The sequence below is a fragment of the Anaerococcus faecalis genome (genome assembly GCF_013371425.1).
Lineage (GTDB): Bacteria > Bacillota > Clostridia > Tissierellales > Peptoniphilaceae > Anaerococcus > Anaerococcus porci.
Genome location: NZ_JABVBA010000016.1, coordinates 1 through 25,693, shown reverse-complemented (window position 1 = coordinate 25,693; position 25,693 = coordinate 1). Strand labels below are relative to the sequence as shown.

Annotated in this window: 25 protein-coding genes and 2 pseudogenes; 21 read left to right on the top strand and 6 right to left on the bottom strand. The window is 30.8% G+C overall.

Annotated elements, in window-relative coordinates; genetic code table 11:
* Positions 1-296: 296 nt before the first annotated feature.
* The gene (locus tag HV819_RS11045) at positions 297-2,258 is read right to left on the bottom strand and encodes a sodium-translocating pyrophosphatase (protein WP_154541897.1); all 1,962 of its coding nucleotides are present in this window, start codon (positions 2,256-2,258) and stop codon (positions 297-299) included.
* Between the two features lie 171 nt (positions 2,259-2,429).
* On the opposite strand from HV819_RS11045, the gene HV819_RS11040 reads away from it, so the two are divergent.
* On the top strand, positions 2,430-3,803 hold the full coding sequence (locus HV819_RS11040; protein WP_176270240.1) for a leucyl aminopeptidase: 1,374 nt from the start codon (positions 2,430-2,432) through the stop codon (positions 3,801-3,803).
* Between the two features lie 255 nt (positions 3,804-4,058).
* Here HV819_RS11040 and HV819_RS11035 read toward each other — a convergent pair whose 3' ends face one another.
* Complete coding sequence (locus tag HV819_RS11035; RefSeq protein ID WP_176270239.1) at positions 4,059-4,265, bottom strand: hypothetical protein; 207 nt, start codon at positions 4,263-4,265, stop codon at positions 4,059-4,061.
* A gap of 185 nt (positions 4,266-4,450) precedes the next feature.
* Here HV819_RS11035 and HV819_RS11030 point away from each other — a divergent pair.
* The 20 genes and pseudogenes from HV819_RS11030 to HV819_RS10935 all read left to right on the top strand — a co-directional run.
* Positions 4,451-4,710: pseudogene (locus tag HV819_RS11030) on the top strand (transposase); the annotation flags it as partial.
* 145 nt (positions 4,711-4,855) lie between these two features.
* Complete coding sequence (tsaE, locus tag HV819_RS11025) at positions 4,856-5,260, top strand: tRNA (adenosine(37)-N6)-threonylcarbamoyltransferase complex ATPase subunit type 1 TsaE (protein WP_154541887.1); 405 nt, start codon at positions 4,856-4,858, stop codon at positions 5,258-5,260.
* A 13-nt stretch (positions 5,261-5,273) separates the two neighbouring features.
* Positions 5,274-5,942: a tRNA (adenosine(37)-N6)-threonylcarbamoyltransferase complex dimerization subunit type 1 TsaB gene (gene tsaB, locus HV819_RS11020; RefSeq protein ID WP_154541885.1), complete on the top strand. Its 669-nt coding sequence runs from the start codon at positions 5,274-5,276 to the stop codon at positions 5,940-5,942.
* Positions 5,935-6,372: a ribosomal protein S18-alanine N-acetyltransferase gene (gene rimI / locus HV819_RS11015; protein ID WP_176270238.1), complete on the top strand. Its 438-nt coding sequence runs from the start codon at positions 5,935-5,937 to the stop codon at positions 6,370-6,372. Before tsaB ends, rimI begins: the two co-directional genes overlap by 8 nt.
* Positions 6,372-7,382 (top strand): tRNA (adenosine(37)-N6)-threonylcarbamoyltransferase complex transferase subunit TsaD, encoded by a 1,011-nt coding sequence (tsaD, locus tag HV819_RS11010; protein WP_176270237.1) that lies wholly within the window; start codon positions 6,372-6,374, stop codon positions 7,380-7,382. The genes rimI and tsaD overlap by 1 nt, the downstream gene beginning before the upstream one ends.
* A 15-nt stretch (positions 7,383-7,397) precedes the next feature.
* The gene (locus HV819_RS11005) at positions 7,398-7,760 is read left to right on the top strand and encodes a hypothetical protein (RefSeq protein ID WP_154541879.1); all 363 of its coding nucleotides are present in this window, start codon (positions 7,398-7,400) and stop codon (positions 7,758-7,760) included.
* A complete protein-coding gene (locus HV819_RS11000; protein ID WP_154541877.1) occupies positions 7,744-9,138 on the top strand; it encodes a S41 family peptidase in 1,395 nt (464 codons plus the stop codon). Before HV819_RS11005 ends, HV819_RS11000 begins: the two co-directional genes overlap by 17 nt.
* Position 9,139: 1 nt before the next feature.
* Positions 9,140-9,991, top strand: a complete 852-nt coding sequence (locus HV819_RS10995; protein WP_176270236.1) for an ROK family protein — start codon at positions 9,140-9,142, stop codon at positions 9,989-9,991.
* Positions 9,992-10,508: 517 nt separating this feature from the next.
* On the top strand, positions 10,509-11,735 hold the full coding sequence (hemA, locus tag HV819_RS10990) for a glutamyl-tRNA reductase (RefSeq protein WP_176270235.1): 1,227 nt from the start codon (positions 10,509-10,511) through the stop codon (positions 11,733-11,735).
* Positions 11,732-12,331, top strand: a complete 600-nt coding sequence (locus tag HV819_RS10985) for a precorrin-2 dehydrogenase/sirohydrochlorin ferrochelatase family protein (RefSeq protein WP_154541871.1) — start codon at positions 11,732-11,734, stop codon at positions 12,329-12,331. The genes hemA and HV819_RS10985 overlap by 4 nt, the downstream gene beginning before the upstream one ends.
* The gene (gene hemC, locus HV819_RS10980) at positions 12,324-14,666 is read left to right on the top strand and encodes a hydroxymethylbilane synthase (RefSeq protein ID WP_176270234.1); all 2,343 of its coding nucleotides are present in this window, start codon (positions 12,324-12,326) and stop codon (positions 14,664-14,666) included. The genes HV819_RS10985 and hemC overlap by 8 nt, the downstream gene beginning before the upstream one ends.
* Positions 14,663-15,628, top strand: coding sequence for a porphobilinogen synthase (gene hemB, locus HV819_RS10975; RefSeq protein ID WP_154541867.1), 966 nt, complete (start codon positions 14,663-14,665; stop codon positions 15,626-15,628). Before hemC ends, hemB begins: the two co-directional genes overlap by 4 nt.
* Entirely contained in the window at positions 15,628-16,905 is a 1,278-nt protein-coding gene (gene hemL / locus HV819_RS10970) for a glutamate-1-semialdehyde 2,1-aminomutase (protein WP_154541865.1), read from the top strand. The genes hemB and hemL overlap by 1 nt, the downstream gene beginning before the upstream one ends.
* Before the next feature lie 417 nt (positions 16,906-17,322).
* Positions 17,323-18,363, top strand: a complete 1,041-nt coding sequence (gene asrA / locus HV819_RS10965; protein ID WP_154541863.1) for an anaerobic sulfite reductase subunit AsrA — start codon at positions 17,323-17,325, stop codon at positions 18,361-18,363.
* A complete protein-coding gene (gene asrB, locus HV819_RS10960) occupies positions 18,363-19,199 on the top strand; it encodes an anaerobic sulfite reductase subunit AsrB (RefSeq protein WP_154541861.1) in 837 nt (278 codons plus the stop codon). The genes asrA and asrB overlap by 1 nt, the downstream gene beginning before the upstream one ends.
* 9 nt (positions 19,200-19,208) lie before the next feature.
* Positions 19,209-20,234 carry a sulfite reductase subunit C gene (asrC, locus tag HV819_RS10955; protein WP_154541859.1) on the top strand — a complete coding sequence of 342 codons (1,026 nt, stop codon included), beginning with the start codon at positions 19,209-19,211 and terminating at the stop codon, positions 20,232-20,234.
* Between the two features lie 9 nt (positions 20,235-20,243).
* Positions 20,244-20,723 (top strand): ferritin-like domain-containing protein, encoded by a 480-nt coding sequence (locus HV819_RS10950; RefSeq protein WP_154541857.1) that lies wholly within the window; start codon positions 20,244-20,246, stop codon positions 20,721-20,723.
* Positions 20,724-20,834: 111 nt separating this feature from the next.
* Entirely contained in the window at positions 20,835-21,038 is a 204-nt protein-coding gene (locus HV819_RS10945; protein ID WP_154541855.1) for a helix-turn-helix transcriptional regulator, read from the top strand.
* 6 nt (positions 21,039-21,044) lie between these two features.
* Complete coding sequence (locus HV819_RS10940) at positions 21,045-21,461, top strand: histidine kinase (RefSeq protein ID WP_154541853.1); 417 nt, start codon at positions 21,045-21,047, stop codon at positions 21,459-21,461.
* 166 nt (positions 21,462-21,627) lie between these two features.
* Positions 21,628-22,578: a magnesium transporter CorA family protein gene (locus tag HV819_RS10935; protein WP_176270233.1), complete on the top strand. Its 951-nt coding sequence runs from the start codon at positions 21,628-21,630 to the stop codon at positions 22,576-22,578.
* 309 nt (positions 22,579-22,887) lie between these two features.
* Here HV819_RS10935 and HV819_RS10930 read toward each other — a convergent pair whose 3' ends face one another.
* The 4 genes and pseudogenes from HV819_RS10930 to HV819_RS11485 all read right to left on the bottom strand — a co-directional run.
* Positions 22,888-23,148 (bottom strand): kinase to dihydroxyacetone kinase, encoded by a 261-nt coding sequence (locus HV819_RS10930; RefSeq protein WP_154541849.1) that lies wholly within the window; start codon positions 23,146-23,148, stop codon positions 22,888-22,890.
* A gap of 15 nt (positions 23,149-23,163) precedes the next feature.
* Positions 23,164-24,273 (bottom strand): toxic anion resistance protein, encoded by a 1,110-nt coding sequence (locus HV819_RS10925; protein ID WP_176270232.1) that lies wholly within the window; start codon positions 24,271-24,273, stop codon positions 23,164-23,166.
* Positions 24,266-25,381, bottom strand: coding sequence for a 5-bromo-4-chloroindolyl phosphate hydrolysis family protein (locus HV819_RS10920; RefSeq protein WP_154541845.1), 1,116 nt, complete (start codon positions 25,379-25,381; stop codon positions 24,266-24,268). Before HV819_RS10920 ends, HV819_RS10925 begins: the two co-directional genes overlap by 8 nt.
* A 128-nt stretch (positions 25,382-25,509) precedes the next feature.
* Positions 25,510-25,693, bottom strand: a pseudogene (locus tag HV819_RS11485) (IS630 family transposase); the annotation flags it as partial.

The window sequence follows — 25,693 nt, the reverse complement described above, 5'->3', positions numbered from 1 at the left end:
AGTGAAGGTAAACATCATCTAGTTGCTACAAATGCTGTTGCTAGAAAACTTTGTCATACTATTTACGCTGTTTTAACTAAAAACGAAGATTATCAAGTTCAAGCTTAATTTCAATACTTATTTTTAGACTAAGTCTTTAGGTTTATTTCTCATGCCTATTTTTAGTTTTTATTATGTTATTTTTATTCAATATCTTTTTCTAATTTTTTTCATTTTTACTCTTGACTTTTAATGGTTAGTCTTTTTTTCTTATAATAGGCTAAAAAAAGAAAGCCCTAGGGCTTTCTTTAATATAATTAGATAAATAATCCTGCACAGACTACAGATACTACTGTAATAAGTTTTATAAGGATATTTAATGATGGACCTGAAGTATCTTTGAATGGATCACCTACTGTATCACCTACTACTGCTGCGTGGTGAGCTGGTGAGTTTTTACCACCTTCTTCTCCAGATTCTATGAATTTCTTAGCATTATCCCAAGCACCACCAGCATTTGACATAAATATTGCCATTAGTACACCAGTTACAAGGGATCCTGCTAGAAGACCTCCTAATGTTTCTGGTCCGAATACTTTTCCTACAAATAGTGGAACTATTATTGCAAGAGCTCCAGGGATAATCATTTCTTTTAGTGATGCTTTTGTAGAAATATCAACACATGAAGCATAGTCTGGGTGCTCAATTCCTTCAAGGATACCTGGTTTTTCTCTAAATTGTCTTCTTACTTCATTTATCATTTCTGTTGCAGCTTTTCCAACTGAATTCATTGTTAAAGCTGAAAATAAGAAAGGAAGCATACCACCGATAAACATTCCTGCTACTACTTTTGAGTCAAGTAGGGAAAGTGTGTCAAGATTTACTGTTTCTGTATATGTTACGAATAGTGAAAGTGCAGTTAAAGCTGCAGATCCTATTGCAAATCCTTTACCAATAGCTGCTGTTGTATTTCCTACTGAGTCAAGTTCATCTGTAATTTCTCTTACTGATTCATCAAGTCCACTCATTTCAGCAATACCACCAGCGTTATCTGAGATTGGACCATAAGCATCTACTGTTACTGTTGTTGCTGTAATTGAAAGCATACCTACTGCTGCAAGTGCTATACCATACATTTGCATTGTGTGATATGAAACAAGTATTCCTATGGATATAAGGATAATTGGTCCTACTGTTGAAAGCATACCACTTGAAAGACCTGCTATGATGTTTGTGGCAGCTCCTGTTTGGCTTTCTTCTGCTATTCTTTTGACTTGGTTGAATTTTTCAGATGTAAAGACCTCTGATAAAAATCCTATTAATATTCCTACAAGTATTCCGACAACTACACATATAGCTGCTTTCATATTACCAAAATACATACTTGAAAGTATAAATGATGCTATTAGTACAATTGCCCCTGATATATAGATTGTAAACATAAGGGCAGATTGTGGTGAATTTTGTCTTTTTCTTAAGAAAATGAAAGCTGCCAAAATTGATGAAAATATGCCTATAGATGATAGTACAAGTGGAAATTTGATACCATTATCTCCAAATAAGGCAAAACCTAATACCATAGCTGAAAGAATTGCTCCAGCATATGATTCAAAAAGGTCAGCCCCCATTCCAGCTACATCTCCTACGTTATCTCCTACGTTATCAGCGATTACAGCTGGATTTCTTGGGTCATCTTCTGGGATTCCCTCTTCTACTTTTCCTACAAGATCAGCTCCAACATCTGCAGCTTTAGTATAAATTCCTCCGCCTACTCTTGCAAAGAGTGCTACAGAACTTGCACCAAATGAGTATCCCATAAGTGTTGCAGGATCTCTAAAGATTAGATAAACCAAACCTACTCCAAAAAGTCCAAATCCTGTTACTGCAAATCCCATTACAGAACCTCCAGCAAAAGCAACTTTCAAAGCGTCAGGAAGTCCCTTACTCATTGCTTCGTTTGTACATCTAGCGTTTGATGCGGTTGATATTCTCATACCTACGTATCCTGCTAGCATTGATAATAAAGAACCAAAGATATAGCAAATCATAGTGTTTATATCAATAAAAACAGCTATAAGAATTGCAACTATGACTACAAATAAGATTACATATTTATATTCACGAGATATAAAAGCCATGGCTCCTTCTTTGATATTTCCTGATATAGCCTTCATTCTTTCATTGCCTTCGCTTACTGGAAGAATATTTGATTTAATTTGAAATAACATAAATAAAACTGCAATGATTGCTGCTATAACAGGTAAAAATTCTGAAAACATAAACTCCTCCTATTATTTAATAAGTTTTACTTATCTATTATATAACATATTAATAGTGAAAACAATTTATTTTAAAAAAATTCACATAATAAAATCAAAAAAGCAAATAAGCAAGGTAATAATAACTTAAAAATTTCTAAAATTGGCGTATGATAAAAAAGGGAGGATATTATGAATTATAAATACAATGATAGTAATAGAAATCTAATAGAATTTGTTTTCGAAAATGAAAAAGGAAATCCATTTTTTAAGGGAAATATGGGAGAAATCTTTCCAAATATTGGAGAAGATAAAATTCTTTTAGGGCTAGGAAAAAAGAATGAATTTAGTAAAGAAGTTCTAAAAGAAGCAGTGTATAAGTTAATAAGATATATAAAATCAAAAGATATAGAAGAGATAAGCTTTATTGAAAATCAATTTAACTTTAAAGATAAGGAATATCTTTTAAGTATAGTTGAGGCGATAGAATCTGGTATTTATGAATTTGACCATTACAAAAAAGAAAAAAGTCTAGTAAAGCTTGAGAATATAAATCTTCCTAAAAACTTAGAAGAATATAAGGAAGACTTAGATGAACTTTTAAATGTACTTTTAGGACAAAAACTTGCTAAGGATTTAGTAAATTTAAGATCTAATGATATTTACCCAGAAACTTTAGCAAATTACGCTAAAAAAGAGCTAGAAGATCTTGGTGTTGATGTAAAAATATATCAAAAAGATGAGATTCTTAATATGGGTCTTACTGCCTACTACAATGTTGCTAAAGGCTCAGATAATGAACCAAGATTTATAGTAATGGAATACCTACATGGAAAAGATGATGAAAGACCTTATGTATATGTAGGAAAGGGTCTAACTTATGATTCAGGTGGATATTCTATAAAAACAAGTGATGGAATGAAAACAATGAATTCTGATATGGGTGGATCTGGTACAGTTATTGGAGCAATGAAGGCCATAGCGAAAAATAAACTTAAGAAGAATATAGTTGGCATAGTTGCAGCTTGTGAAAATTCGATTTCTGGAAGATCCTATAAGCCTGGTGATATAATAAAGGCAAGAAATGGGATGACCATAGAGGTTGATAATACAGATGCTGAAGGAAGAATAACTCTTGCTGATGCGGTAAACTATGGTGCTACAGAATATAATCCAGAGCTAATGATTGACCTTGCAACCCTTACAGGAGCAGTTTTAGTAGCTCTTGCAGAAACCTATACAGGAGCTATAACAAACAATGATGAAGCCTTTGCTAAGGTTATAGAAGCAAGTAAAGTTAGTGATGAAAAAGTTTGGCAACTTCCAAATGATCCATTTATTAGAAAATACAATGAATCAGAAAATGCCGACATCAAAAACACAGGAGGAAGGATGGCAGGTTCAATTACTGCTGGACAATTTATAGAAAACTTTGTGGAAAACACTCCTTGGGTTCACTTAGATATAGCAGGAACAGCTTATCTTTCAGCTCCACAAGGTCTAAATCAAAAAGGAGCAACAGGAGTTCTTGTAAAAACTCTTTATAATCTAGCAAAAAATAAATAATCATAGAAAAAAGCTTGTTGCAAGGACTAATTATCCTGCAACAGCTTTTTTACGTTCATGAATAAGCGGAATCAGACTACTTACTTCGAACGCAGTGAGATAAAACCCCTATCACAATTGAGGAATTGAATTGATAAAGGTGTTATGTAGTAGCAGTCTTTGTATAGTTAGACTGAGGTTTTATCTAGGAAAGTAGATTAGGTTAATACAGCTATTCACTAAATATAAAAGCTAAACATATAGGTATTATAAAAATCACGGAGACTTCTCCTTACAGTCGAAGTAAGGGGTGTGACCATAGCTTATTTCAATATAAATAAGCCATAGACTCTCTAAGACGACCCCAAAAAGTTGTACCAAATACCAGATTGAGTTTTTACTTACTCTTTTATCGTCTTTTTTATCTTCTTTAGGTTTTTCAGGATTAGCTACAGCTTCACCTTCTTCATTTATTTTATACATAACAACTGTTACATTATCTAAATTGTTATAACCTACTACTGGAACATCAAATACTCCCTCAACGAAATACTTTGAGCCTCTTTCAGATGTAGGTTTTACTTTAAAAGTAACTGTTGTCCCTCTTTTAGCTTCATAATCTACAACACTATGTGGATTAAAAGATTGGTCTACTCCATTTACACTTACAACAAGGTTTTCATTATTCTTTAGACACCTTAGATGAAGGCTTTGAAGATGCTTTTTCCTATTTATTAATGGAGTAATTCATAGTAGACTTAAATCAACCAATTGCTTAGAAAGACTAAACGAAGAAGTTAGAAGGCGTGAAAAAGTGATTAGAATATTTCCAAATGAAGACTCAGCTATTAGACTAATAGGAGCAATCCTCATTGATATCAATGAGGATTGGATAACATCTTCTAAATTGTATATTAGAATGAAATAGTAAATATTGGACTAGGATAATTTACACAATATTATGGACTTGACTGTAAATTTTTCTTGATTTTTTAATCTACTTGTATAATAATATATTACTATTAAGCTTTAATTTGAACTTCTTGTAGTATAATGAAAGTTAAGGAGTAAGTATGAGAATTAATTCTTTAAATGAAATGAGAGATTTTGCCTTTGATTTTGCTAAAAAGCTTAGGCCAGGTCAGGTTATAAATTTAGTTGGAGATATGGGAGCAGGTAAGACTACTTTTGTATCTTTTGTAGGTGAATATTTAGAAGTTTCTGATACTTCATCACCTACTTTTGCTATTGTAAATATTTACAATGTCAAGGATTTTGATATATACCATCTAGATCTTTATAGGTTTGAAAATGAGGATGATATTTTGGATATAGATTTTGAGACTTATTTTTATCCGGAAGATGCCATTACATTTATTGAATGGGCCGATAGGGCTAAGTCTTATCTACCAGATGATATGATTGAAGTTAGAATTGAAAAAATCAACGAGAACACAAGAGATATTAGTATAATTTAGTATAGGAGATAAAATGCGAGTTTTAGCCATTGATACATCTACTATGATTTCTACTGTAAGTATTAGTGAAGATGGTAAAATTATAGGAGATTTTAATGTAAATCAAGAAAAAACTCATTCCGAATCCCTTGTTCCTATGATTGAAAGTTTACTTTCATTTTTAGGACTTAGGCTTTCAGATATAGATATATTTGCTGTTGCAAAGGGACCTGGATCTTTTACAGGTCTTAGGATTGGGATGACTATAGCAAAGACATTTGCCCAAGTAAGGAATAAAAAGTTGATTCCTATTTCAACTCTTAAGGCACTAGCTTTAAATTCTTCAAGTAAGTACAAGGCAAGCATGTTAGATGCTAGGGGAAATAGGGTTTATGGAGCACTTTACGGTGAAAATTTAGAAGAAATTGTTAAGGAAGATCTATATAATATAGATGATTTTTCAAATTTTTGTAATGATTCAGGACTTTCTTTTGACCTAGTTTCAGAAATATCTATTAAGTATAAGGATAAGTTTAAAAGAGCTAATATCTTAGATTTTTCTTATACCTCGTGTATAGGTAGGAACTTATGTAAGCTTGCCATAGATATGAAAGATGAGGAATTTGAATTATTTAAACTTGTTCCTAATTATATGAGAAAGTCCCAAGCTGAAATAGATAGAAAGAAGAAGTTGAATGATTAGAAATATGACTTTGGCTGATTGTGATAATGTTTATAGGATAGAAAATGACTCATTCTACGAGCCTTGGAGTAAAAAAGACCTTATAAAAGATTTACAAATGAATAAACACAAAAGACACTTTGTCTATGATAAGGGTGGAGAAGCTGTTGGTTTTTACATAGTATCTGTAATTTTGGACGAGGCTGAAATATATACTATAGCTGTAGATGAGGCTTTTAGAGGTCAAAATATAGGTTCTTTTATGCTTGAAAGACTTATAAATGATTCTATAAGAACCGGAGTAAAAAAGATTTGGCTTGAGGTTTCTACTGAAAATGTCCATGCCTTAAATCTTTATGAAAAATTTGGCTTTGAGAAGATAAGACTTAGGAAAAATTATTATTCTAAGATAAATGAAGATGCTTATATAATGTTAAAGGAATTAAAGTAATGAAAGACTTTTATACAATTGGAATCGAAACTTCTTGTGATGATTCTTCTGTAGCTATTTTAAAAAATGATAGGGAAGTTTTATGTAACTTAATATCTTCCCAAATTGATATACACAAGATATTTGGAGGGGTTGTTCCAGAGATTGCATCAAGAAAGCACCTTGAGGCTATAAATCCACTTATAGAAAAGGCCCTTATGGATACTGGACTTTCTTATGATGATATAGATTTAATATCAGTAACCAAAGGTCCAGGTCTTATAGGTTCACTTTTGGTTGGAATTTCTGCAGCCAAGGCCCTTTCTCTTTCAACCAATACTCCAATGATTGGAACAAATCATATGCAAGGTCATATTTGTGCAAACTATCTTTCAAATAAAAAATTAAAACCTCCTTTTATATCTTTAGTTGTAAGTGGAGGACATACTTATCTTGTAAGAGTTGATGATTATACAGATTATGAAATAATAGGACAAACTAGAGATGATGCCGCTGGAGAGTCTTATGATAAGGTGGCAAGGGCAATAGGTCTTGGATATCCAGGTGGACCAAAGATTGATAAACTTTCCAAAGAAGGAGATAAGGAAGCTATAGACTTTCCAAGGGTAATGCTTGAAAAAGACTCCTATGATTTTTCGTTTTCAGGACTTAAGACTTCAGTTTTAAATTATTTAAACCAAAAAAGCCAAAAAAATGAAGAAATAAATAAGGCGGATGTCGCTGCAAGCTTCCAAGAAGCTGTAGTAGATGTTTTAGTAGCAAAATCTATGAGATTGCTTGATGAAACAGGTCTTAAAACTTTGGCTGTTTCAGGTGGAGTTGCTGCAAACTCAAGACTTAAGGAAAGACTTAAAGAAGAATGTGACAAAAGAGATATCAGATTTTATAATCCAGATATAATCCTTTGTACAGATAATGCAGCCATGATTGCCATGGCAGGATATTTAAATTACAAGGCAGGGGAAAGATCTGACTCTTATTTGAAAGTATATCCAAACCTTGGTTTATAATGTTATAATATAGATATGAAAAAAGATGAGAAAAAACTAGTTTCACAAAAACTGAGAAATTATAATAAAAAAAATAAAATAATGTACTTTCTTTACTTTTTATCATCTATATCAGTTTTTGCTTTTGGTCTTTATTATAGAGAAGTTCTCGAACTTGTAGGAGGTGTATTTTTGGCCTTAAGATGTATTTATTTAATGAACAGGCACAGGGCCAATACAAGCTCTCTTATAAGGTTTGAAAGAAGGAAATTGTCATTTTTATTACTTATGATAATAATTTTTTCTCTCATTAATCCTATAGGTATTCTTCCATTTATAATGGAGATAGGAAAAAGAGATTGGGTTATAAATGGAGGATTAAATGAAGAAAAGAAGTAAACTAAGTCTTTTAGTCTTAAGCTTTTTAATTATTTTTTCATCTTGTGCCCAAAGAAGGATATCCTATCTTGAAAATAGAAGAGAAACATTTATCCAAAAAGAAAATAAGGATAAAAATGAGATAGTTAATTTTAATCCAGATGATTTAAATAAATTTAAAAATATGGAAGATTATTTATCTTGGTATAGGAAACTTAAAGGACCAGCAAAATTAAGCTTTGAAGATAAAAAGGAGAAAAAAGCCTTAAGTCAAGAGGAAATGGTAGAAGACTTTAATTATTTTTTTAAGCAAATTAAGGAAAATTATCCTTTTTTTGGTGTAATTAAAAGACAATATGGTATCGATTTTTTAGCAAATTACTCTTCCTACTTAAATGAGATAAAGTTTTGTAAAAATGACGATGAATTTATAAAAACCATGAAAAAAATAGTTAAAGACTTGAAAAATGACCATGCAAACATAGCAGACAAGAACTATGTAGAAGATAGCCTTGACTACTACTCTCATTTTTGGAAAGATCCTTCCATGTACTATGAATTCTTGGCTATGAACCAAGAATCTGTAAGAGATAGGTACAATATAAAAGGACTTCAGTCAAGTGAGTTAAGTGATGGAAATAGGAAAAGAAGTGATGGAAATTTAATATATGAAAATGACAATATAAGAATTGAAAATATAGCAAATGGCATAGGAATGATAAGGATAAAAGAGATGCTTGCAGAATATGAGCTAGATGATGATATGAATGCAATTGATAAATACCTCAATGATAATCCAGACCTCAAAGCTATTGTCATAGATATAAGAGATAATTCTGGTGGAAATATAGAATATTGGAAAAACTATCTTCTCCCAAGACTTATAAATAAAAAAGTAAGCTTAGACAATCATATGTTCTTTAAAGATGGAATGAGATCTAGAATGCTTTTAGAAAGTGAAGGAGTAGTATTTGAAAATATTTCAAATATAAATCTTGAAAAAATGAATATTAAACATAAGGAAGATTTAAAAGACTTTACTTACTATAGCAAAGATAGGGTGGAAGTTATACCATTAGAGGGAGTTAAATTTAAGGGAAAATTATATCTTTTGGTAAATAAGGGAGTATATTCGGCAGCAGAAGGGCTTGCAAATTTTTGCAAAAATACTCATATAGCAAGTATTATTGGAGAAAAAACAGGTGGAGATGGAATAACCTTAGGGATTATAAATGATGTCATGCCAAACTCAGGTCTTGTATTTACCTACACAAATACTTTAGGATATGCCCCAGATGGAAGCATAAATGAAGAAAGTAAGACTGAGCCTGATATAAAAGCAGAAAGTTTCAATGAGTCATTAGAATTTATAAAGAAGGAAGAAAATATAGGTAACTAATATGTATGGATCAATAGAATTTGGTGGAACCAAGATAAAGTGTGCTGCATTTGATGAGAATGGAAAGATGACTTCTGATATTTGGATTGATACAGGAAATCCTACTAATAATCTTAAAAAAATAGGAGAATTTTTTAAGAAAAATCCAGTAGAAAAAGCAGGAGTTGGAGCATTTGGACCAATAGACTTAAATGAGAAATCAAAAACTTATGGCCATATACAAAATACCCCAAAAAAACTATGGGTTGACTTTAATCTTTTAGAAAATCTCAAAAAAGAAGTATGTGAGAAGATAGGACTAGTAACAGATGTAGGACTATCTTTGATAGGAGAAAGTCAAAAGGGAGCTGGATTAGATACTAACTCAAGTTTATATCTTACCGTTGGTACAGGAATAGGAGGAGCATATGTCCAAGACGGAAAACTTTTAAATGGATACTCTCATCCAGAAATGGGACATATAAGTGTAGAAAGATTAAAAGATGATGATTTCAAATCAAGCTGTACCTACCATAAAAATTGCCTAGAAGGACTTGCATCAGGGCCAAGCATAAACAAGAGACTAGGTAAAAACCCAAAAGATGCAGACCTTAAAGAAAAACCATTTAAAATAGCAGCAAACTACATAGCCAAAGCAATCTACACCTATACTTTAGTACTTAGACCAGAAGTTGTAATAATAGGTGGTGGACTTATAAACAAAGAAGTCTTTATAGAGCTAATAAGAGAAGAATTTGACAAAATAAAAGGCGATTACGTAGAAGTAAAGACAAGCGAAAAATATATAGTAAAGCCAAAGCTTGGAAATGATTCAGCCCTTATAGGTGGGTATTTATTGGCGAAGTCTTTGTAGATAAGGCTTAAAAATTAAGGTGTTATGCCGATTTCATAATATTGATAAGATTGATTAATTGTTAGTTTTTCAATGCTTTAAAAACTTTGCTTTAAACTTCAATAAAAGCACAATCATTATTAATAAACGCAGGTATTACTGGGATAATATGCTCAATAAGTTTTTCTGCTTTAATAATAAGTTATTTTAATTTTAGTGAAACTTTTTGGATTGATGCTATTTTTTGATGATTGATTTGTTAAAATTTATTAAGATTTTATTTTAAAAAAAATTATTAAAGTTATTTACTTTTTTACTTTGCTATGATAGAATTTATAGCAAGAAGTACTTTTATTTATTGTACTTTTTGAAAAGGGCCTTTCTTTAGTTAATCCCCGAAATTATTAAAATTATATCTTTATATTGGCTCTTTCCTAGCTCGCTTACGGCGGGCTTTTTTTGTTTATCATTTTTAATGCTATAATAATAATATCAGTAATAATGCTGATAATAATATCAGTAATAAGGAGGGATTTTATTGTTTTTTTATTCTTTTGGTCTAAATCACCACAAAGCAGATATAGAAATTCGTGAGAAGGTTCACTTTAGGGACTCTGAGATTATTGATGCAAGTGAAATTTTAGAAAATAAGGGTATGGAGGAGGTCTTGATTCTTTCAACCTGCAATAGGTCAGAGATTTTTCTTGTAAGTCAGAGAAATATTGTTGACAGGAACTTTGCTATAAGCTTTTTTGAAGACTTTTTTAAGCTTAGAGGACTTTCTGAATTTATTACTTTCAAGAAAGATTTTGTAGCTATAAATCATTTATTTAGACTTGCAGCAGGTCTTGATTCGTTAATTGTAGGAGAAGACCAAATTCTAGGTCAAATTTCTGATTCATTTGAAACTTCTCTTTCTTTAGGATATGCAAAAAAAATTTTAAGTGAGATTTTTAGAAGAGCTATCAATCTTTCAAAAAACATTAAAACTGATTCAAATATTTCTCATATACCCTTGTCTTTACCATATATAGCTGTAAAAAAGGCTGGGGAGATTATGGACCTATCTAATAAAAATGCCCTTGTTGTTGGTATTGGATCAATTGGAGAGCTTACTATTAAAAACCTTTTAGAAACTGGGGCAAATATTTATATTTCAAATTGGCATATGGAGAAGTCTTTTGAGTTTAAAAGAAAGTATCCTGAGATTTCTATAATTGATTATGAAAAAAGAGTAGATTCTATGAAGGATATGGATTTTATTTTTTCATCAACTGCATCACCCCACCTTGTTTTTAAGAAAAATCAATTTAAGGACATAGATAAGAAAGTTTACATATTTGACTTGGCCCTACCTCGTGACTGTGAGCCGAGTATTGGAGATTTAGAAAATGTATTTTTAAAAGACATAGACTCTATTAAGGATATATCGAAGAAAAATTTGAACAAAAGAAGGGATATTTTAAATTCTTATATTCCAGAGATAGAAGACAAGGCAAAGGATACTTTGAAGTGGATGAAAGAAGTTAAGATTGACTATATTTTAAAATCTTTAAATGAAAGGTGCGATGAATTGGCAGATAAGACCTTAGACTATATTTTTAGAAAGACCGATATGACTACTGCTCAAAAGATTAAGGTTGATAAGGCTGTAAGAAATGCCTTAAAAAAGGTCGCAAGAGAGCCTATTTTAAGTCTTAAGGAAAACTATTATGAAGATTTTGATAGTGCTTTAAAAATTTTGACAAAGGTGTATAAAAAATGAGATATTTTCCAATTTCTATTGATTCTAAGGATAAGATATGCCTATTTTTAGGAGCAGGTAAGATTGCCTTTAGAAAGATTAGGTCTCTTTTAAAGGGAAACTTTGACTTTCTTGTTTTTGCTAAGGATATAAATGAGAATATTAAGCTCTTAAGTGAAACATACCCAGAAAGATTTGTAATAAATATAGGAGAATTTGATGAAAATTTCATCTTTCCTTCATGTGATTTTGTATTTTTGGCAAGTGGAGATGAAGTTTTGAACAAAAAACTTTTTAAAAAAGCCCAAGATAGAAATCTTTGGGTCCTAGATTTAACAAATTCTTCTGATAGCGACTTTTATTTAAGAAATAATATTAAAAAAGATTTTATAGATATTTCTATTTCAACCAATGGAAAGCTACCATTTTTATCAAAGATGATTGGAGATGATATAAAAAAGTACCTTGACGGGCTTGATATGGAAAAAATTTCTCTAATTATTAATATTAGGGATAAACTTAAGGTTAAGGGAGTCAATAGTAGGGGATTTTTACAAGATCTTTATAGAAAAGATAGAAAATTCTTGGATAAGTATTTGGAGAGTTTAGATGAATAGAGTAATAAAGATTGGGACTAGGGCAAGTAATCTTGCTATAAAACAGACCAACATTATTAAGGAGATTTTAGATTTGGAAGGAATCTCCACTAAAATTGTAAAGATTTCAACCAAGGGAGATAGGATTCAAGATAGAAGAATAGATGAGATTAATTCTAAGGGAGTTTTTGTAAAAGAGATTGAAAAGGCTCTTCTTGAAAAAGAAATTGACATAGCAGTTCATTCTCTAAAAGATATGCCATCTAGAATTGATGATAGGCTGATTTTTGCTCCACCTTTAAAGGCAGAAGATCCAAGGGATTCTTTTGTAGGTCGTGACTTTATTAAAAGTATGGATGATATGGAAAATACTCTGGTTGGGACAGGATCAAATAGGAGAACATGTCAGGGGATAAATTATTTTTCTAACATAGATTTTAAGCCAATAAGGGGGAATGTAGAAACAAGGATAAAAAAGATAGAAGATGAAAATCTTGATGGGATAATCCTTGCAAAAGCTGGTCTTATTAGGTCAAATTTAACTCATCTTATAAATTTTGACCTTGACCCTAAAATTTTTACTCCCTCAGTCTGCCAAGGTATTTTGGGTATTGAGATTAGAAAAGAAGATAGGGATATTTTTCAAATATTTAAAAAGTACTCAGACTTTAATACTCTTGTAAGGATGGAGACTGAAAGAGCATTTCAAGAGGAGCTTGGTGCAGATTGTTCAACCCCTATGGGGATTTTTACTGAAATTGATGGTGACAATATAAAACTTACTGGATCTATGGCCTATGATAGAGAAGGTAAAATATTTTATAGGGAAATTTCCGGAAAAATTGATCAAAGAATTAATCTTGGGAAAAAACTTGCAAGAAATTTGAAAAAGGCCCACTATAAAAAAATCATTATTGCAGGAGCTGGAATTGGCTCAAGAGATAATATTACTATAGCTTGTAAAAAGGCTTTAGATGATTCTGATGTCATAATATATGATAGGTTATTAAATCAAACAATTCTTGACCCTTATAGAAATAAAGAACTTTACTATGTTGGAAAGTCTATGGGAGAGCATATATTAAGTCAAGATAAGATAAATGAACTTATGGTGGCTAAGGCAAAGGAAGGAAAAAAAGTAGTAAGACTTAAGGGAGGAGATCCTTATGTTTTTGCAAGAGGGTCAGAAGAGGCAATCTTCATTAAAGAAAATGGACTTGAATTTGAAACTATACCTGGTCTTACATCAGGTATAGTTTGCCTTAATACTGCAGGAATCCCAGCAAGTCATAGAAATATATCAACATCTATATCTTTTATAACAGGACATAGGCAAAATGATAGTTCAGAAGATTTCAAGAAATTTGCTAAACTTCCAGGGACTCTTGTTTTTTATATGGGACTTAAAAATCTTCCAAACATTTTAGGTGAGCTTAAAAAAGGTGGTATTGATATGAAAAAAAAGCTTGCTATAATATCAATGGGCTCATCAAATCAGCAAAAAACCTATGTATCAACAATAGGAAATTGCCTTGATGAGATAGACTTAGGAAAAATAAAAAGACCAGCCCTTATAGTAATTTCAGATACAGTTGGACTTAGGGAGAGTTTAAATTACTTTGAAAAAAAAGTTCATTTTGGTAAAAAAATCGCCCTAACTCGTGACTATGAATCAGGGATAAAAGATAGGGAAACGTTTGAAAAACTAGGTTTTAGAACAATCATAATTCCAACTATAAAGATAAAACCTATAAACTTAGATAAGCTTGATGAGAAAATAAACGAGTTTTCCTATGACTATTTGCTATTTACATCTGTAAATGCTGTAAAAATATTTTTTAAAAGATTAACTTGTAAACATGATATAAGAAGACTCGGTCAAGTTAAGATTTGTGCAATAGGTGAAAAAACTAAAAAAGAGATAGAAAACTACCATCTTAAAGTAGAAATTATTCCGAAATCTTTTCTTGGAGAAAATTTAGTAGAAGAGATGAAAAAAAGGGTGAATAAAGATGATAGGATATTTTTTCCACACTCAAACCTATCTAGAGCAAAGATTATAGATAAGCTGAGAGAAATAGCTGATTTGGACGAGATGGTAATTTATGATAACCTAGTAGCAAAAAAAATAAAAGATGTTGATCTTGATTTTGATGCCATAATTTTTACATCATCATCAACTGTCAACAATTTTATAAAACTCTATGGAAAAGATTCACTTAAGGATACAAAGATATTTTCTATAGGAGAGATTACAAGTAGGACCATAAGAAATTACGGACTTGAAGTGTTTAAAGAAAGTAAAAAACAAACTGTAGACTCTCTTGTAGAAACGATAGGAGAAAGCAAAATATGAGAATGAGAAGAATAAGAGAAAAAAAGTTACTAAGAGAGATGACAAGAGAAACCACTCTATCAATTTCTGATTTTATATATCCGCTTTTTGTAGTTGAAGGTGAGAATATTAAAAAGGAAATTCCATCTATGCCAGACTGTTTCCATTTCTCAATTGATATGCTTGAAGATGAGATAAATGAGATAGTTAACTTGGGTATAAGGGCAGTTATTTTATTTGGAATTCCAGGACATAAAGATGCTTGTGGAAGCGGGGCTTATGCTGATGATGGGATAATACAAAAGGCTATAAGGAAGATAAAAGAGATAAATAAAGATCTTATAGTTATAACAGATGTTTGTATGTGTGAGTACACAGATCATGGTCATTGTGGAATTCTTGATGATGAAGGTCATGTTAAAAATGATGAGACAGTAAAATATATTGCAAAAATTGCCCTATCACATGCAAAGGCAGGGGCTGATGTTATAGCACCATCAGATATGATGGACTTTAGGATAAGGGCAATAAGAGAAATACTAGATAAAAATTGCTTTAAAAATATACCGATAATGGCTTATTCTGCAAAATATGCATCAAACTTTTATGGACCATTTAGGGAGGCGGCGGATTCTGCTCCAAGCTTTGGAGATAGAAAATCTTATCAAATGGATTATCATAATTCTGATGAAGCAATGAGAGAAATTGCTTTGGATATAGATGAAGATGCAGATTTCATAATAGTAAAACCTGCTCTATCATTTTTAGATATAATCCAAAGAACTAAAGAAAATTTCAACACTAATGTTGTAGCTTACAATGTAAGTGGTGAATATTCTATGGTTAAAAATGCTATAAAAATTGGCCTTGTAAATGAAGAGATAATATATGAAATCTTAATTTCTATTAAAAGAGCAGGTGCCAAGATGATAATAACATATCACGCAAAGGAAATGGCAAAATTTTTAAGGGAGATGAAATAATGACTCTATTTGATAAGGCTAAAAAATATATACCTGGAGGGGTAAATTCACCAGTCAGGGCTTTTGCTGCAGTTGGTGGTCATCCGATTTTTGCTAAATATGGAAAGGGTCACAATATAGTAGATGAAAACAATGATGCTTATATTGACTTTATCTCATCATGGGGACCCATGATTCTAGGACATGGAAAGGATGAGTTGATAGAAAAAGCCAAGGGATACCTTGAAGAAGGGTTAACTTTTGGACTTCCTACAAAAGTAGAAGTTGAAATAGCAGAGTTTCTAAGTAAAGCTTTTGATACAGATATGGTAAGGATGGTAAACTCTGGAACAGAGGCAACCATGTCTGCTATAAGGCTTGCAAGAGGATTTACCAATAAGTCAAAGATTATTAAGTTTGAAGGTTGCTATCATGGACACTCTGATGGACTTTTGGTAAAATCAGGATCTGGTAGTCTCACCTTTAATGTGCCAACATCAGCTGGAGTGCCAGAAAATGTTATAAAAGATACTCTAATCTGCAAATACAATGATATAGAATCGGTAAAAAAAACAATTAAAGAGAATAAGGACGATGTAGCTGCAATAATCTTAGAACCTATAGCAGGGAATATGGGTGTTGTTCCAATTGATATTGACTTTGTTAAAGCTTTGAGAAAAATAAGTGATGAAAATGGTATAATTTTAATTTTTGATGAGGTAATAACAGCATTTAGACTTAAATTTGGATCAATCTCAACAGAGCTTGGAGTAAAACCAGATATGTTCTGTTTTGGGAAAATTGTAGGAGGAGGAATGCCAGTAGGAGGTTTTGCAGGAAGGCGTGAAATAATGGAAAAATTATCACCAATGGGACCAGTCTACCAAGCAGGGACCCTATCAGGCTCACCTTTTATAATGAAAATGGGTCTTGATGTTTTAAGAATTCTTAAAGAAAATCCAGATATATACCAAAGACTTGAAAAATATGCACAAATGCTTGAAGAGGGTTTTAACGACAATCTAAAAGCCACAGGTGTAAAGGCTTGTGTCACAAGATATAAGTCAATGATGAGTCTATTTTTTGGAGATTTTGATGAAATTAGATCTTTTGATGATGTAAGCAAAGCAGACCTTGATAATTATTCTAAGTACTTTAACTTTATGAAAAATAGTAAAATCCTAATGCCACCATCACAATTTGAGGCCATATTTATGTCAGATGCCTTGGATGAGTCAGTCATAAATTATACAATAGAAGAAAATAAAAAAGCTTTAGAATATATAAAGGAAAATTAAAAATAAGTCTATCCTAATATTAAAACTAGGGTAGGCTTTTATTATTTTTACATAATTTTCTTATATCAATTAAAATTAATGATGTTCAAAATAATAGTTACCTTAAAATATAAGATTAATAAAGAAAGCAAATAAGCTAATATTATAAGCAATAATAATCTAATTAAAGCATTAATTTTAATTGCATATATTTCAGAAATACTAATGAAAACACTTTTTTTATTTTTATAGATATGATATATTAAAATAGAAATCGAATTCATATGAATTATAAGAAAAAGAGTCGCTAACAAAATGAATTAAATCCAATATCTTACATATAAGGATAAAATTCATAACTTTGTGAGGACGCTTTTTTAGGTTGGAGAATAATCTGAAAAAGATTATCAATACTATAACAAATTATTAGGAGGTTATATGACTTATAATGATTTCCTCATCAAAAAAGATGAGGTATGCGATTTTTTTGATCTTCTTAAGTCAAAGTACACAATATTTGCACCAAAAAGAATCCCTAGGGGTGGAAGATACTGTGATACAGATGCGATAATGTATGAGAATATCGAAAGTTTTGATGAACTAGAATACAAGGAAAAATCTACATATTCACCAAAAGAAGCTTTATTACCAATGACAGAAAATCTTTTCTATTTTACAGAAGATGATTATACAGAAACTAAAAACCCTTATAAAAAGGAAGTTTTAGTATTTGCAAGAGCTTGTGATATAAATGCAATAAAACATTTAGATGATATGTTCATCAAAAATGGACCTTTTGAAGACTTCTTTTACTTAAGACGTAAAAACATGGTTCACTATGCACTTATGGAATGTGATGGGGACTTAGATAGAAATTGTTTCTGCTGTTCTACTGATTCTAATAAGACTGATGGCTATAAATATGCATTTAGATTTAATGAAGACGGTTCAATGAATGTTAAGGCAGATGATAATCTTGATTTTGGAGGTTTTGAAAATATTGATTTTGATTTAAAGTTTCCAGAAGAAAATGAACTAAAGGTTACATTTCCTGATATAAGGGACAATGAGGAAGCAAATCTTATTGCAAATTCAGATATTTGGGATGAATATAATTCAAGATGTATAGGATGTGGTTCTTGTACAACTTCTTGTTCTACCTGTACTTGTTTTACAACCAAGGATATTACTTACAATGTTAATAGACGTGTAGGTGAAAGAAGAAGGACTAATGCATCTTGTATGACAAAAGATTTTGATCTTGTAGCAGGAGGTGCTCATTTTAGAACATCATTTAAGGAAAGATATAGGTATAAGGTAATGCATAAAATCTATGCTCATAATAAGAGATTTGGAGATGGTCCGATGTGTGTAGGTTGTGGTAGATGTTCGGCCCACTGCCCAGAATTAATTTCTTATCCAGAATCTATCAATAAAGTAAATAAAGAATTAGAGAGAATAAGAAGTGAGGTAAAATAATGGAAGCTAAGAATAATATAAAAAGAGCAAATGAAGATTATTTAAATTATGTTTTACCAAAATCTTATGAAATTTTGGATATATTAAAACATACTGATCTTGAATGGACTTTCAAGGTTAAATTTGATAAGGAAGTTAAGCCAGGACAATTCTTACAAGTTTCTCTTGCAAAGATAGGTGAAGCGCCTATTTCTGTATCTGGAATGGGTGATGGCTTTGTAGAAATGACTATAAGAAATGTTGGAGAAGTTACCTCAAAGCTTTTTAAGTCAAAAGCAGGTGATTATATCTTTTTAAGAGGACCTTATGGAAATGGGTGGCCACTTAGCGAGCTTAAAGGCAAAAATGTAGTAGTTATTGCTGGGGGAACCGGAGTAAGTCCAGTCAGGGGACTTATAGAATACATAAAAGATAATCCAGATGAATTCGGAAGTCTTTACCTAATATTAGGTTTTAAAAACCATGAGTCAGTGCTTTTTAAAGATGATCTCGAAAAATGGAGAAAAAGCGAAAAGATTAATACGATATATTCACTGGATAACGAAGAGATTGAAGGTTTTAGAAAAGGAATGGTAACAGCCTTTATACCAGAATTACCATTTGACTCATTTGATGGAAACTATTCAGTAGTTATGGTAGGACCTCCTATAATGATGCGTTTTACATCACTCGGGCTACTAAAAGAAGGAGTACTGGAAGATAAAATTTGGACAAGTTTTGAAAGAAAAATGTCTTGTGCTGTTGGGAAATGTGGTCACTGTAGGATAAATGAAACATATGTATGCTTAGACGGACCAGTTTTTCCCTATACAGTTGCTAAAGACCTATTAGACTAAGGAGATTTTATGACATTAGATATAAATGTAGGAAAGGTTAGAAATAATTGTTTTCGTCAATCAAAAATACCTGGAGAATTTTTGCTTCAATTAAGATCACCTGGAGGTCTAGTTGATGCTAAGTGGCTAGAAATGATTCAAATGCTTTGTCAAGAATATGGAGATGGAAACTTCCATTTTGGGACAAGACAAACATTTAACATTACAGGTATTAAATACGAAGATATACCAAAGATAAATGAAATAATTAGACCATATATTGAAGAGATAGAAGGTTCTCGTGGGGTAGATATAGAATACAATGATGAAGGATACCCATATATAGGGCCTAGAAATATTATGGCATGTATTGGGGGAAGACATTGCATAAAAGCTGCCCAAAATACACAAAGACTAGCTGACAAGCTTGAACCAATAATCTATGGCTCACCATATCAAATAAAAACTGCAATAGCAGGTTGTCCAAATGACTGTGTTAAGGCTCACTTTACAGATTTTGGTTTTATAGGAGTTACAATACCGGAATATGACATAGATCGTTGTATAGGTTGTGGGGCCTGCGTAGATAGGTGTAAGGCTGTTGCCACAAGAGTACTTGAATTAAATGATCAAGGAAAAGTAGATAAGGATTTATGTTGTTGTGTAGGTTGTGGAGAGTGTGTAACAAGATGTCCAAACTCCGCTTGGAGAAGACCAAACAGAAGAATGTGGAATGTAATTATAGGTGGACGTACAGGAAAACAAAATCCAAGAATGGGACAAATGTTCGCAAGATGGATGGATGAAGATGTCGTTATAAAAATGATGAAAAATTGGAAAGAATTTTCAGCATATGTTCTTGACAACAAACCAGTATATCTTCATGGAGGTCATTTAATAGACAGGGTAGGATTCCCAACATTTAAAAAAATGATGTTAAAAGACGTTGAACTTAACGAAGAATGTTTAATAGCCGATAGAATCAATTGGACAGAAAAAGAATATCGTTCATCAATAAATGTAATGAAGCTTGAAGATCATAAAACTGTAAAATAAGGAGATAATATGAGATCACAATTTCAACCAAAAGATTTATTAGAATCTTTAGTAAGACTTGAACAAAATGGTGAAACATTTTACAGAGAAATGGCTAAAAAATTCTCAACTGATAAGGAAAGTGCTGACTTTTTTACCTTCCTAGCAGACCAAGAAACACACCACGAAGCCCTATACAAAAAATTATCATCTCAAATCGACAATAATCAAGCAATCGATGAAGAATTTGATGATGAATATAAGGCTTATATTCAAAACCTAATAGAGCAAATCTTTAATCTAGACTCATCAAAAGTTGGAGATGATACAATTGATATCTATAGATTTGCTATAGGACTCGAAAAAGATACCATACTTTTCATAAAAGAAGTTAAATCAATAGTACCAAATTTCGAACCAGAACTACTCGATAAGGTAGAGGCTGAAGAAAGAGGACACATCAAACTTATCCAACAATGGTATGATAGCCATATTAATGATATAAAATAATAATATCGACTTTAAAGAGAGCCTAGGCTCTCTTTTTTTGACTTTTTTTATTTTATATAGTACTATAAATGTAACAAAAAATGTACTAAAAATGTAACATAAGGATAATTTATGGAAGTTGAAATTGAAAATAAAATAAGAATTTTTAGGAAAGAAAAAGGATTATCTCAACATAGACTTGCAAAGCTTGTTGGGCTTAAAAGAAGGTCTATTATGGCCTATGAAAATAATACAATAAGTCCAACGCTTGAGACTGCCTATAAGATATGTAAGGTATTGGATAAGGATATTAAGGAAGTATTTATATTTAAGTGAGGAATTATGGGATTTTTATTTAATGACAATAAAGAGATAGAAGATAAGGTTTTCGAAAGTTTTGATGATAGGGAAAATTATTTGCTTACTATAAAAAATGATAGCAATGCGAAATCTTTTGCTAAACTTCTTTTAAGTAATATTTTTAATACCTTTGATTCTAATAGGACTTTTATCTTGTATTTTTCTAGTAAGGGGATTTATGAAAAGGAAATAAGTTCTTCTATTAAAGGAGATTTTACCTTAATTCCTTGGCATGAGGTAGAATCATTTCGTATAGAGAAAAAAGATAAGCAAGCTTTTATTTATTTTAATCATATAGGTAAAAAAATGAGCTATGAAGCTCCTTTTGATGGGAAATTATTTAAAAAAAATAAAGATAAATTTAAAATTTTAGAAGATAGAAATTGGAATAAAATATAAAAAATTTTAAGTGAAACTTATTAGATAAGATAGCAAGTTTTTATTGGTAAATTACTTTATTATTAATTATATAAATGATTAATTTATTGACTTTCTCCTTGCCAATTCATATAGTTATAATAATCGAAATTTAAAGAAGATAAGTTGCCTAATTTAAGGAGAAGATATGGATTATATATATAAATTTGATACTGATAATGGTTTTGAACAAACTGATATATCTAGTTTCTACGATGTAATTGAAGATGATGACTTTTATTTGATGTATTTGGGCAAGACAAGCTTTATTGAATTTGCTAATACTTATGACCTAGACAATGCAATTATTGATCTTCTTTTAACTGATACAGGTAAAAAATCTTATATAGCAGTAGAGGATAATTACACATTTATTATCCTTGAAATGCTTGATATTATGGGAAATCTTGACACATCGGACCTTATAGGCTTCTATATAGAAAATAACAGACTAATAATTGTAGATATGTACGATAGGGATCAATCTACATCAGAGGCTTTTAGGGAAATTCTTAGAAAGAGGATTTACGCAAGATCTCCAGGAAGACTATTAAAATATTTTATAACAGCCCTTATTAACAATCATACAAAAATTTTTGACCAAATCAAAAATTCTACTGCTGAGATAGAGGATTCTATAGTTAGAAATAGAAAACAAAGTAATAGTATTGAGATAATTTCAGATAATAGGCATAAGGCACTCAATTTATATACTTCTTATGAAAGACTTCTTGATACTTTAGAAGTTCTTGCTGATAATGAAAATGAAATTTTTGATGATGATGATATAAAACACTTAAAGTCGGTGGCTTTTAGGGTTGAAAGATATTCATCGAATATATCTTATCTTAGTGATTATATAACTAATGTCAAGGATTCCTATACTTCTAAAATGGACCTATCTACGAATAATACTATGAAAATTTTAACTGTCGTAACAACTATTTTCACACCAATTACGGTTCTTACAGGTTGGTATGGGATGAACTTTGAAAATATGCCAGAATTAAGGTGGGATTTTGGATATCTGTATGTGATAATTTTATCTATATTAAGCATTTTTATTTGCTTTTATTTATTTAAAAAAATTGATAAGTAATAATAAGATTTCAAGAAATCTTAGATTTAGCTTTGATAATTCTAACATCTTAATATTTATTTTTAGTTGAGAGCTTAAAATTTTATACTAACTTATTCTTATATAAACTCAATTGTTATTATTGTATATTAAAAGGGGCTGTTGCAGAATGAATTAATCGTTTCAAAATCATTACAAGCTCTTTCATGACAATTCGCCTCCATGAGTGGCAGGCTATTTTCAAATTGTCTATGAGAAACTTGTAAGATTATGATGTTAGAAATTCATAATTTTACAACAGCTCCTAAAATTAACTTTATTTGAAGTATTTTATCCTTGTAGTCCATCAGCTTGTCTTTGCATATTTTCTACTACAACATCAAATATATCCCCAATTGATTGACCATATTCTAAGATTTCCCATGGTTTATTTGTGTGGAAGTGGATTTTTATAAGGTCTTCATCACCTACTGCAAGAAGACTGTCTCCTTCAAAATTTTCTGTTATATAATCGAATATTTCATCTTCATCTAAGTCTTCACCAGCTATTAAAAGTTGAGTATCAAATTTAAATTCTATTTTTTCTGTCATTTTTATCTCCTAACATTAATCTCTTTTTAGTAGATTTTTCTTTAGCTCACTTTCAAGTCTTTTAAGTTCATCCTTAGCTTGAGCTCTGTTTGCTCTACCTTCTATTTGGATATTTCTTACTTCTTCTATTGCAGAAATAAGGCTATCGTTTGTGTGCTTGATTGTATCCAAATCTATTATACCACGCTCGGTTGCCCTTGCTGTATCAATAGTGTTTTGTTTTAGCTTATCAGCATTTGACTTAAGTAGATCATTGGTGAGATTTGTTACTGCTTCTTGAGCTCTTATGGCACTTTCAGTATGTTTCATACCTAGGGCTAAAACCATTTGATTTTTCCAAAGAGGTATTGTGTTTACTATAGTAGTTTGGATTTTTTCAGCCATAATTGAGTTGGATGATTGCACCATCCTTATTTGTGGAGCCATTTGCATGGAGACCATTCTTGTAAGATCCAAATCATGGAGTTTTTTCTCAAATCTGTTTGCCATTGATTTCATATCATTTACTTTTTGAGCATCCATTGGTAGGTTCGACTCAGCGGCCTTTCTTTCAAGCTCTGGTATTTGTTCGTTATAGGTTTCTTGAAGTTTCCTATTTCCAGCTTCTATATACATAGAAAGCTCTTTATAATAGTCTTCATTTAAATCATACATTTGATCTAGCATAGAAATATCCTTAAGTAGCGTTATTTGATGGTTGTCTAAAGCCTTTGCTATTTCATCTATGTTTTTTTCAGTTGATTGGTACCTAAGTTTTAAACTTTCCATCTTAGATTTTTGTTTTTTGAAAAAGCCAAATACTCCACCTTCATCATCTTCATCCATGGACTTTATCTCACTTACAACATTATCTAAAAGATTTCCTATTTCTCCAAGGTCCTTATTTCTTACAGTATCAAGAGTTTTTTCTGAGAAGTTTGATATCTTTTTTTGGGCCCCAACACCATATTGTAAGATGATATTTGAGTCTGTAAGGTCAATTTTTTCTGAAAATTCTTCTATCTGTTTTAGCTCATCATCAGAGAAATTGATGGCTTTATCAATTTTAATTTCGTCTTTTTTCTCAATTTGGTCAAATCTTGGATCTTTGTCAGATCCATCTAGACTTAATTTAATATCACTCATTTTTACTCCAATCTTTTTTTAGGTAACCTTCTTGATTTAGTAGAAGTTTCATAGTATCTATGTCTGTTTTAATATCCATAGTCCTATCTTCCAATAATTCCAGTTGTATTTTTTCAAAAGCTTCGTTTATAGTAAATATAGATGAATCAATTTCTTTCATAGCAGAAAGTATATCTTTTTCATCACTTCCCATTATTTCATATTCTGTATAGGCATCTATTAGCTTTACAGTTGTAGGAAGATAGTAATTCATAAATTTATCAAGAGCTTGAGCTTTTTCTGGATATCTTTTTACAATATTTATTATATTTTGTATGGTCTTTTTTAATTCTATTACTTTTTCTAAAAAGGCTCTATTTTCTATTCTCGATATAGAAAGTTTTATTGAAGATAAGTATTGGTTAGAAGATTTAACCAAGTCTTCAGCTTTCTCTATGGTCACATCATCATGGGCGCTTTCAGCTATAAGCTTTTCCTTTTCATAAATATTTTCTTTTGGTAGTTTCATATTTTGGTTTTTATAAAGATTAAAGGTTGGTATATCAAGTAAAAATAAGGAATCATTTTCTACTATTCTTGCTTGTTTGAAATATCCCTTATCCATCATATATAAAAGCTCTTTTATAGTATCTTTTTCACTTTTCTGTACAGCTGATGCCAAATCTCTTATACTTATTACAGTATTATTGCCAAGTTCCTTTATAAATCTTTCATAGTCTTTTGATATAATATCTATTCTTTTAGCAAATCTATAAAGTCCTATTCCTACAACTGTAAAAAGCACAAAGAGATTAAAATCTGAAAAGCTAAAATCATCTAAGATAGATATAAGCATACCAAAGGATGTGAAGGCTGATATGCCGGAAAAAGTCTTGAAAAATGAAGACTTTGATTTTTCTGGTGGTTTTTGCACACATACCATAGGATCTTTTATGGGGATGACTGGCTTTCTCTCGCTTTTTTTATTTACAAAATTGATAGTATTTTCTATAAAATTATCAAGGCTATTCTTGACTTTTTCGCTTATATTTGAAAAATCCATATCAGCTATAGCTTTATTTAGGCTATTTTCCAAGGATTTTTCGTTATCTTCATTTAAATTATTCATAAATATCTCCTCAATTAAACTATACCCGAATATCAAATGAGTTTTATAAATCTAACATAAAAATTGATATTTCAAATATACTTTTTAAATCATCTTAAATCTAGAATTAAGATTGTTGATAGTTAATACTAATACCTATTTAACTCCATATATTGTATCCAATCTCTATGAGTTATACTTTTAATCATTTCTTTAGTAAGGTGATTTATAGTTTCACATAATCTATTTACAACATCTGTCAATGAATGAAAAAACTCATTTCTAAATCCCATTGACCTTATTTGTTTCCAAATTTGTTCTATGGGGTTCATT

Bases quoted from the DNA above. Each gene is read 5' to 3' on its own strand.
- HV819_RS11045 (WP_154541897.1), bottom strand. From the start codon at position 2,258: ATGTTTTCAGAATTTTTACCTGTTATAGCAGCAATCATTGCAGTTTTA.
- HV819_RS11040 (WP_176270240.1), top strand. From the start codon at position 2,430: ATGAATTATAAATACAATGATAGTAATAGAAATCTAATAGAATTTGTT.
- HV819_RS11035 (WP_176270239.1), bottom strand. From the start codon at position 4,265: ATGTATAAAATAAATGAAGAAGGTGAAGCTGTAGCTAATCCTGAAAAA.
- tsaE (WP_154541887.1), top strand. From the start codon at position 4,856: ATGAGAATTAATTCTTTAAATGAAATGAGAGATTTTGCCTTTGATTTT.
- tsaB (WP_154541885.1), top strand. From the start codon at position 5,274: ATGCGAGTTTTAGCCATTGATACATCTACTATGATTTCTACTGTAAGT.
- rimI (WP_176270238.1), top strand. From the start codon at position 5,935: ATGATTAGAAATATGACTTTGGCTGATTGTGATAATGTTTATAGGATA.
- tsaD (WP_176270237.1), top strand. From the start codon at position 6,372: ATGAAAGACTTTTATACAATTGGAATCGAAACTTCTTGTGATGATTCT.
- HV819_RS11005 (WP_154541879.1), top strand. From the start codon at position 7,398: ATGAAAAAAGATGAGAAAAAACTAGTTTCACAAAAACTGAGAAATTAT.
- HV819_RS11000 (WP_154541877.1), top strand. From the start codon at position 7,744: ATGAAGAAAAGAAGTAAACTAAGTCTTTTAGTCTTAAGCTTTTTAATT.
- HV819_RS10995 (WP_176270236.1), top strand. From the start codon at position 9,140: ATGTATGGATCAATAGAATTTGGTGGAACCAAGATAAAGTGTGCTGCA.
- HV819_RS10985 (WP_154541871.1), top strand. From the start codon at position 11,732: ATGAGATATTTTCCAATTTCTATTGATTCTAAGGATAAGATATGCCTA.
- hemC (WP_176270234.1), top strand. From the start codon at position 12,324: ATGAATAGAGTAATAAAGATTGGGACTAGGGCAAGTAATCTTGCTATA.
- hemB (WP_154541867.1), top strand. From the start codon at position 14,663: ATGAGAATGAGAAGAATAAGAGAAAAAAAGTTACTAAGAGAGATGACA.
- hemL (WP_154541865.1), top strand. From the start codon at position 15,628: ATGACTCTATTTGATAAGGCTAAAAAATATATACCTGGAGGGGTAAAT.
- asrA (WP_154541863.1), top strand. From the start codon at position 17,323: ATGACTTATAATGATTTCCTCATCAAAAAAGATGAGGTATGCGATTTT.
- asrB (WP_154541861.1), top strand. From the start codon at position 18,363: ATGGAAGCTAAGAATAATATAAAAAGAGCAAATGAAGATTATTTAAAT.
- asrC (WP_154541859.1), top strand. From the start codon at position 19,209: ATGACATTAGATATAAATGTAGGAAAGGTTAGAAATAATTGTTTTCGT.
- HV819_RS10950 (WP_154541857.1), top strand. From the start codon at position 20,244: ATGAGATCACAATTTCAACCAAAAGATTTATTAGAATCTTTAGTAAGA.
- HV819_RS10945 (WP_154541855.1), top strand. From the start codon at position 20,835: ATGGAAGTTGAAATTGAAAATAAAATAAGAATTTTTAGGAAAGAAAAA.
- HV819_RS10940 (WP_154541853.1), top strand. From the start codon at position 21,045: ATGGGATTTTTATTTAATGACAATAAAGAGATAGAAGATAAGGTTTTC.
- HV819_RS10935 (WP_176270233.1), top strand. From the start codon at position 21,628: ATGGATTATATATATAAATTTGATACTGATAATGGTTTTGAACAAACT.
- HV819_RS10930 (WP_154541849.1), bottom strand. From the start codon at position 23,148: ATGACAGAAAAAATAGAATTTAAATTTGATACTCAACTTTTAATAGCT.
- HV819_RS10925 (WP_176270232.1), bottom strand. From the start codon at position 24,273: ATGAGTGATATTAAATTAAGTCTAGATGGATCTGACAAAGATCCAAGA.
- HV819_RS10920 (WP_154541845.1), bottom strand. From the start codon at position 25,381: ATGAATAATTTAAATGAAGATAACGAAAAATCCTTGGAAAATAGCCTA.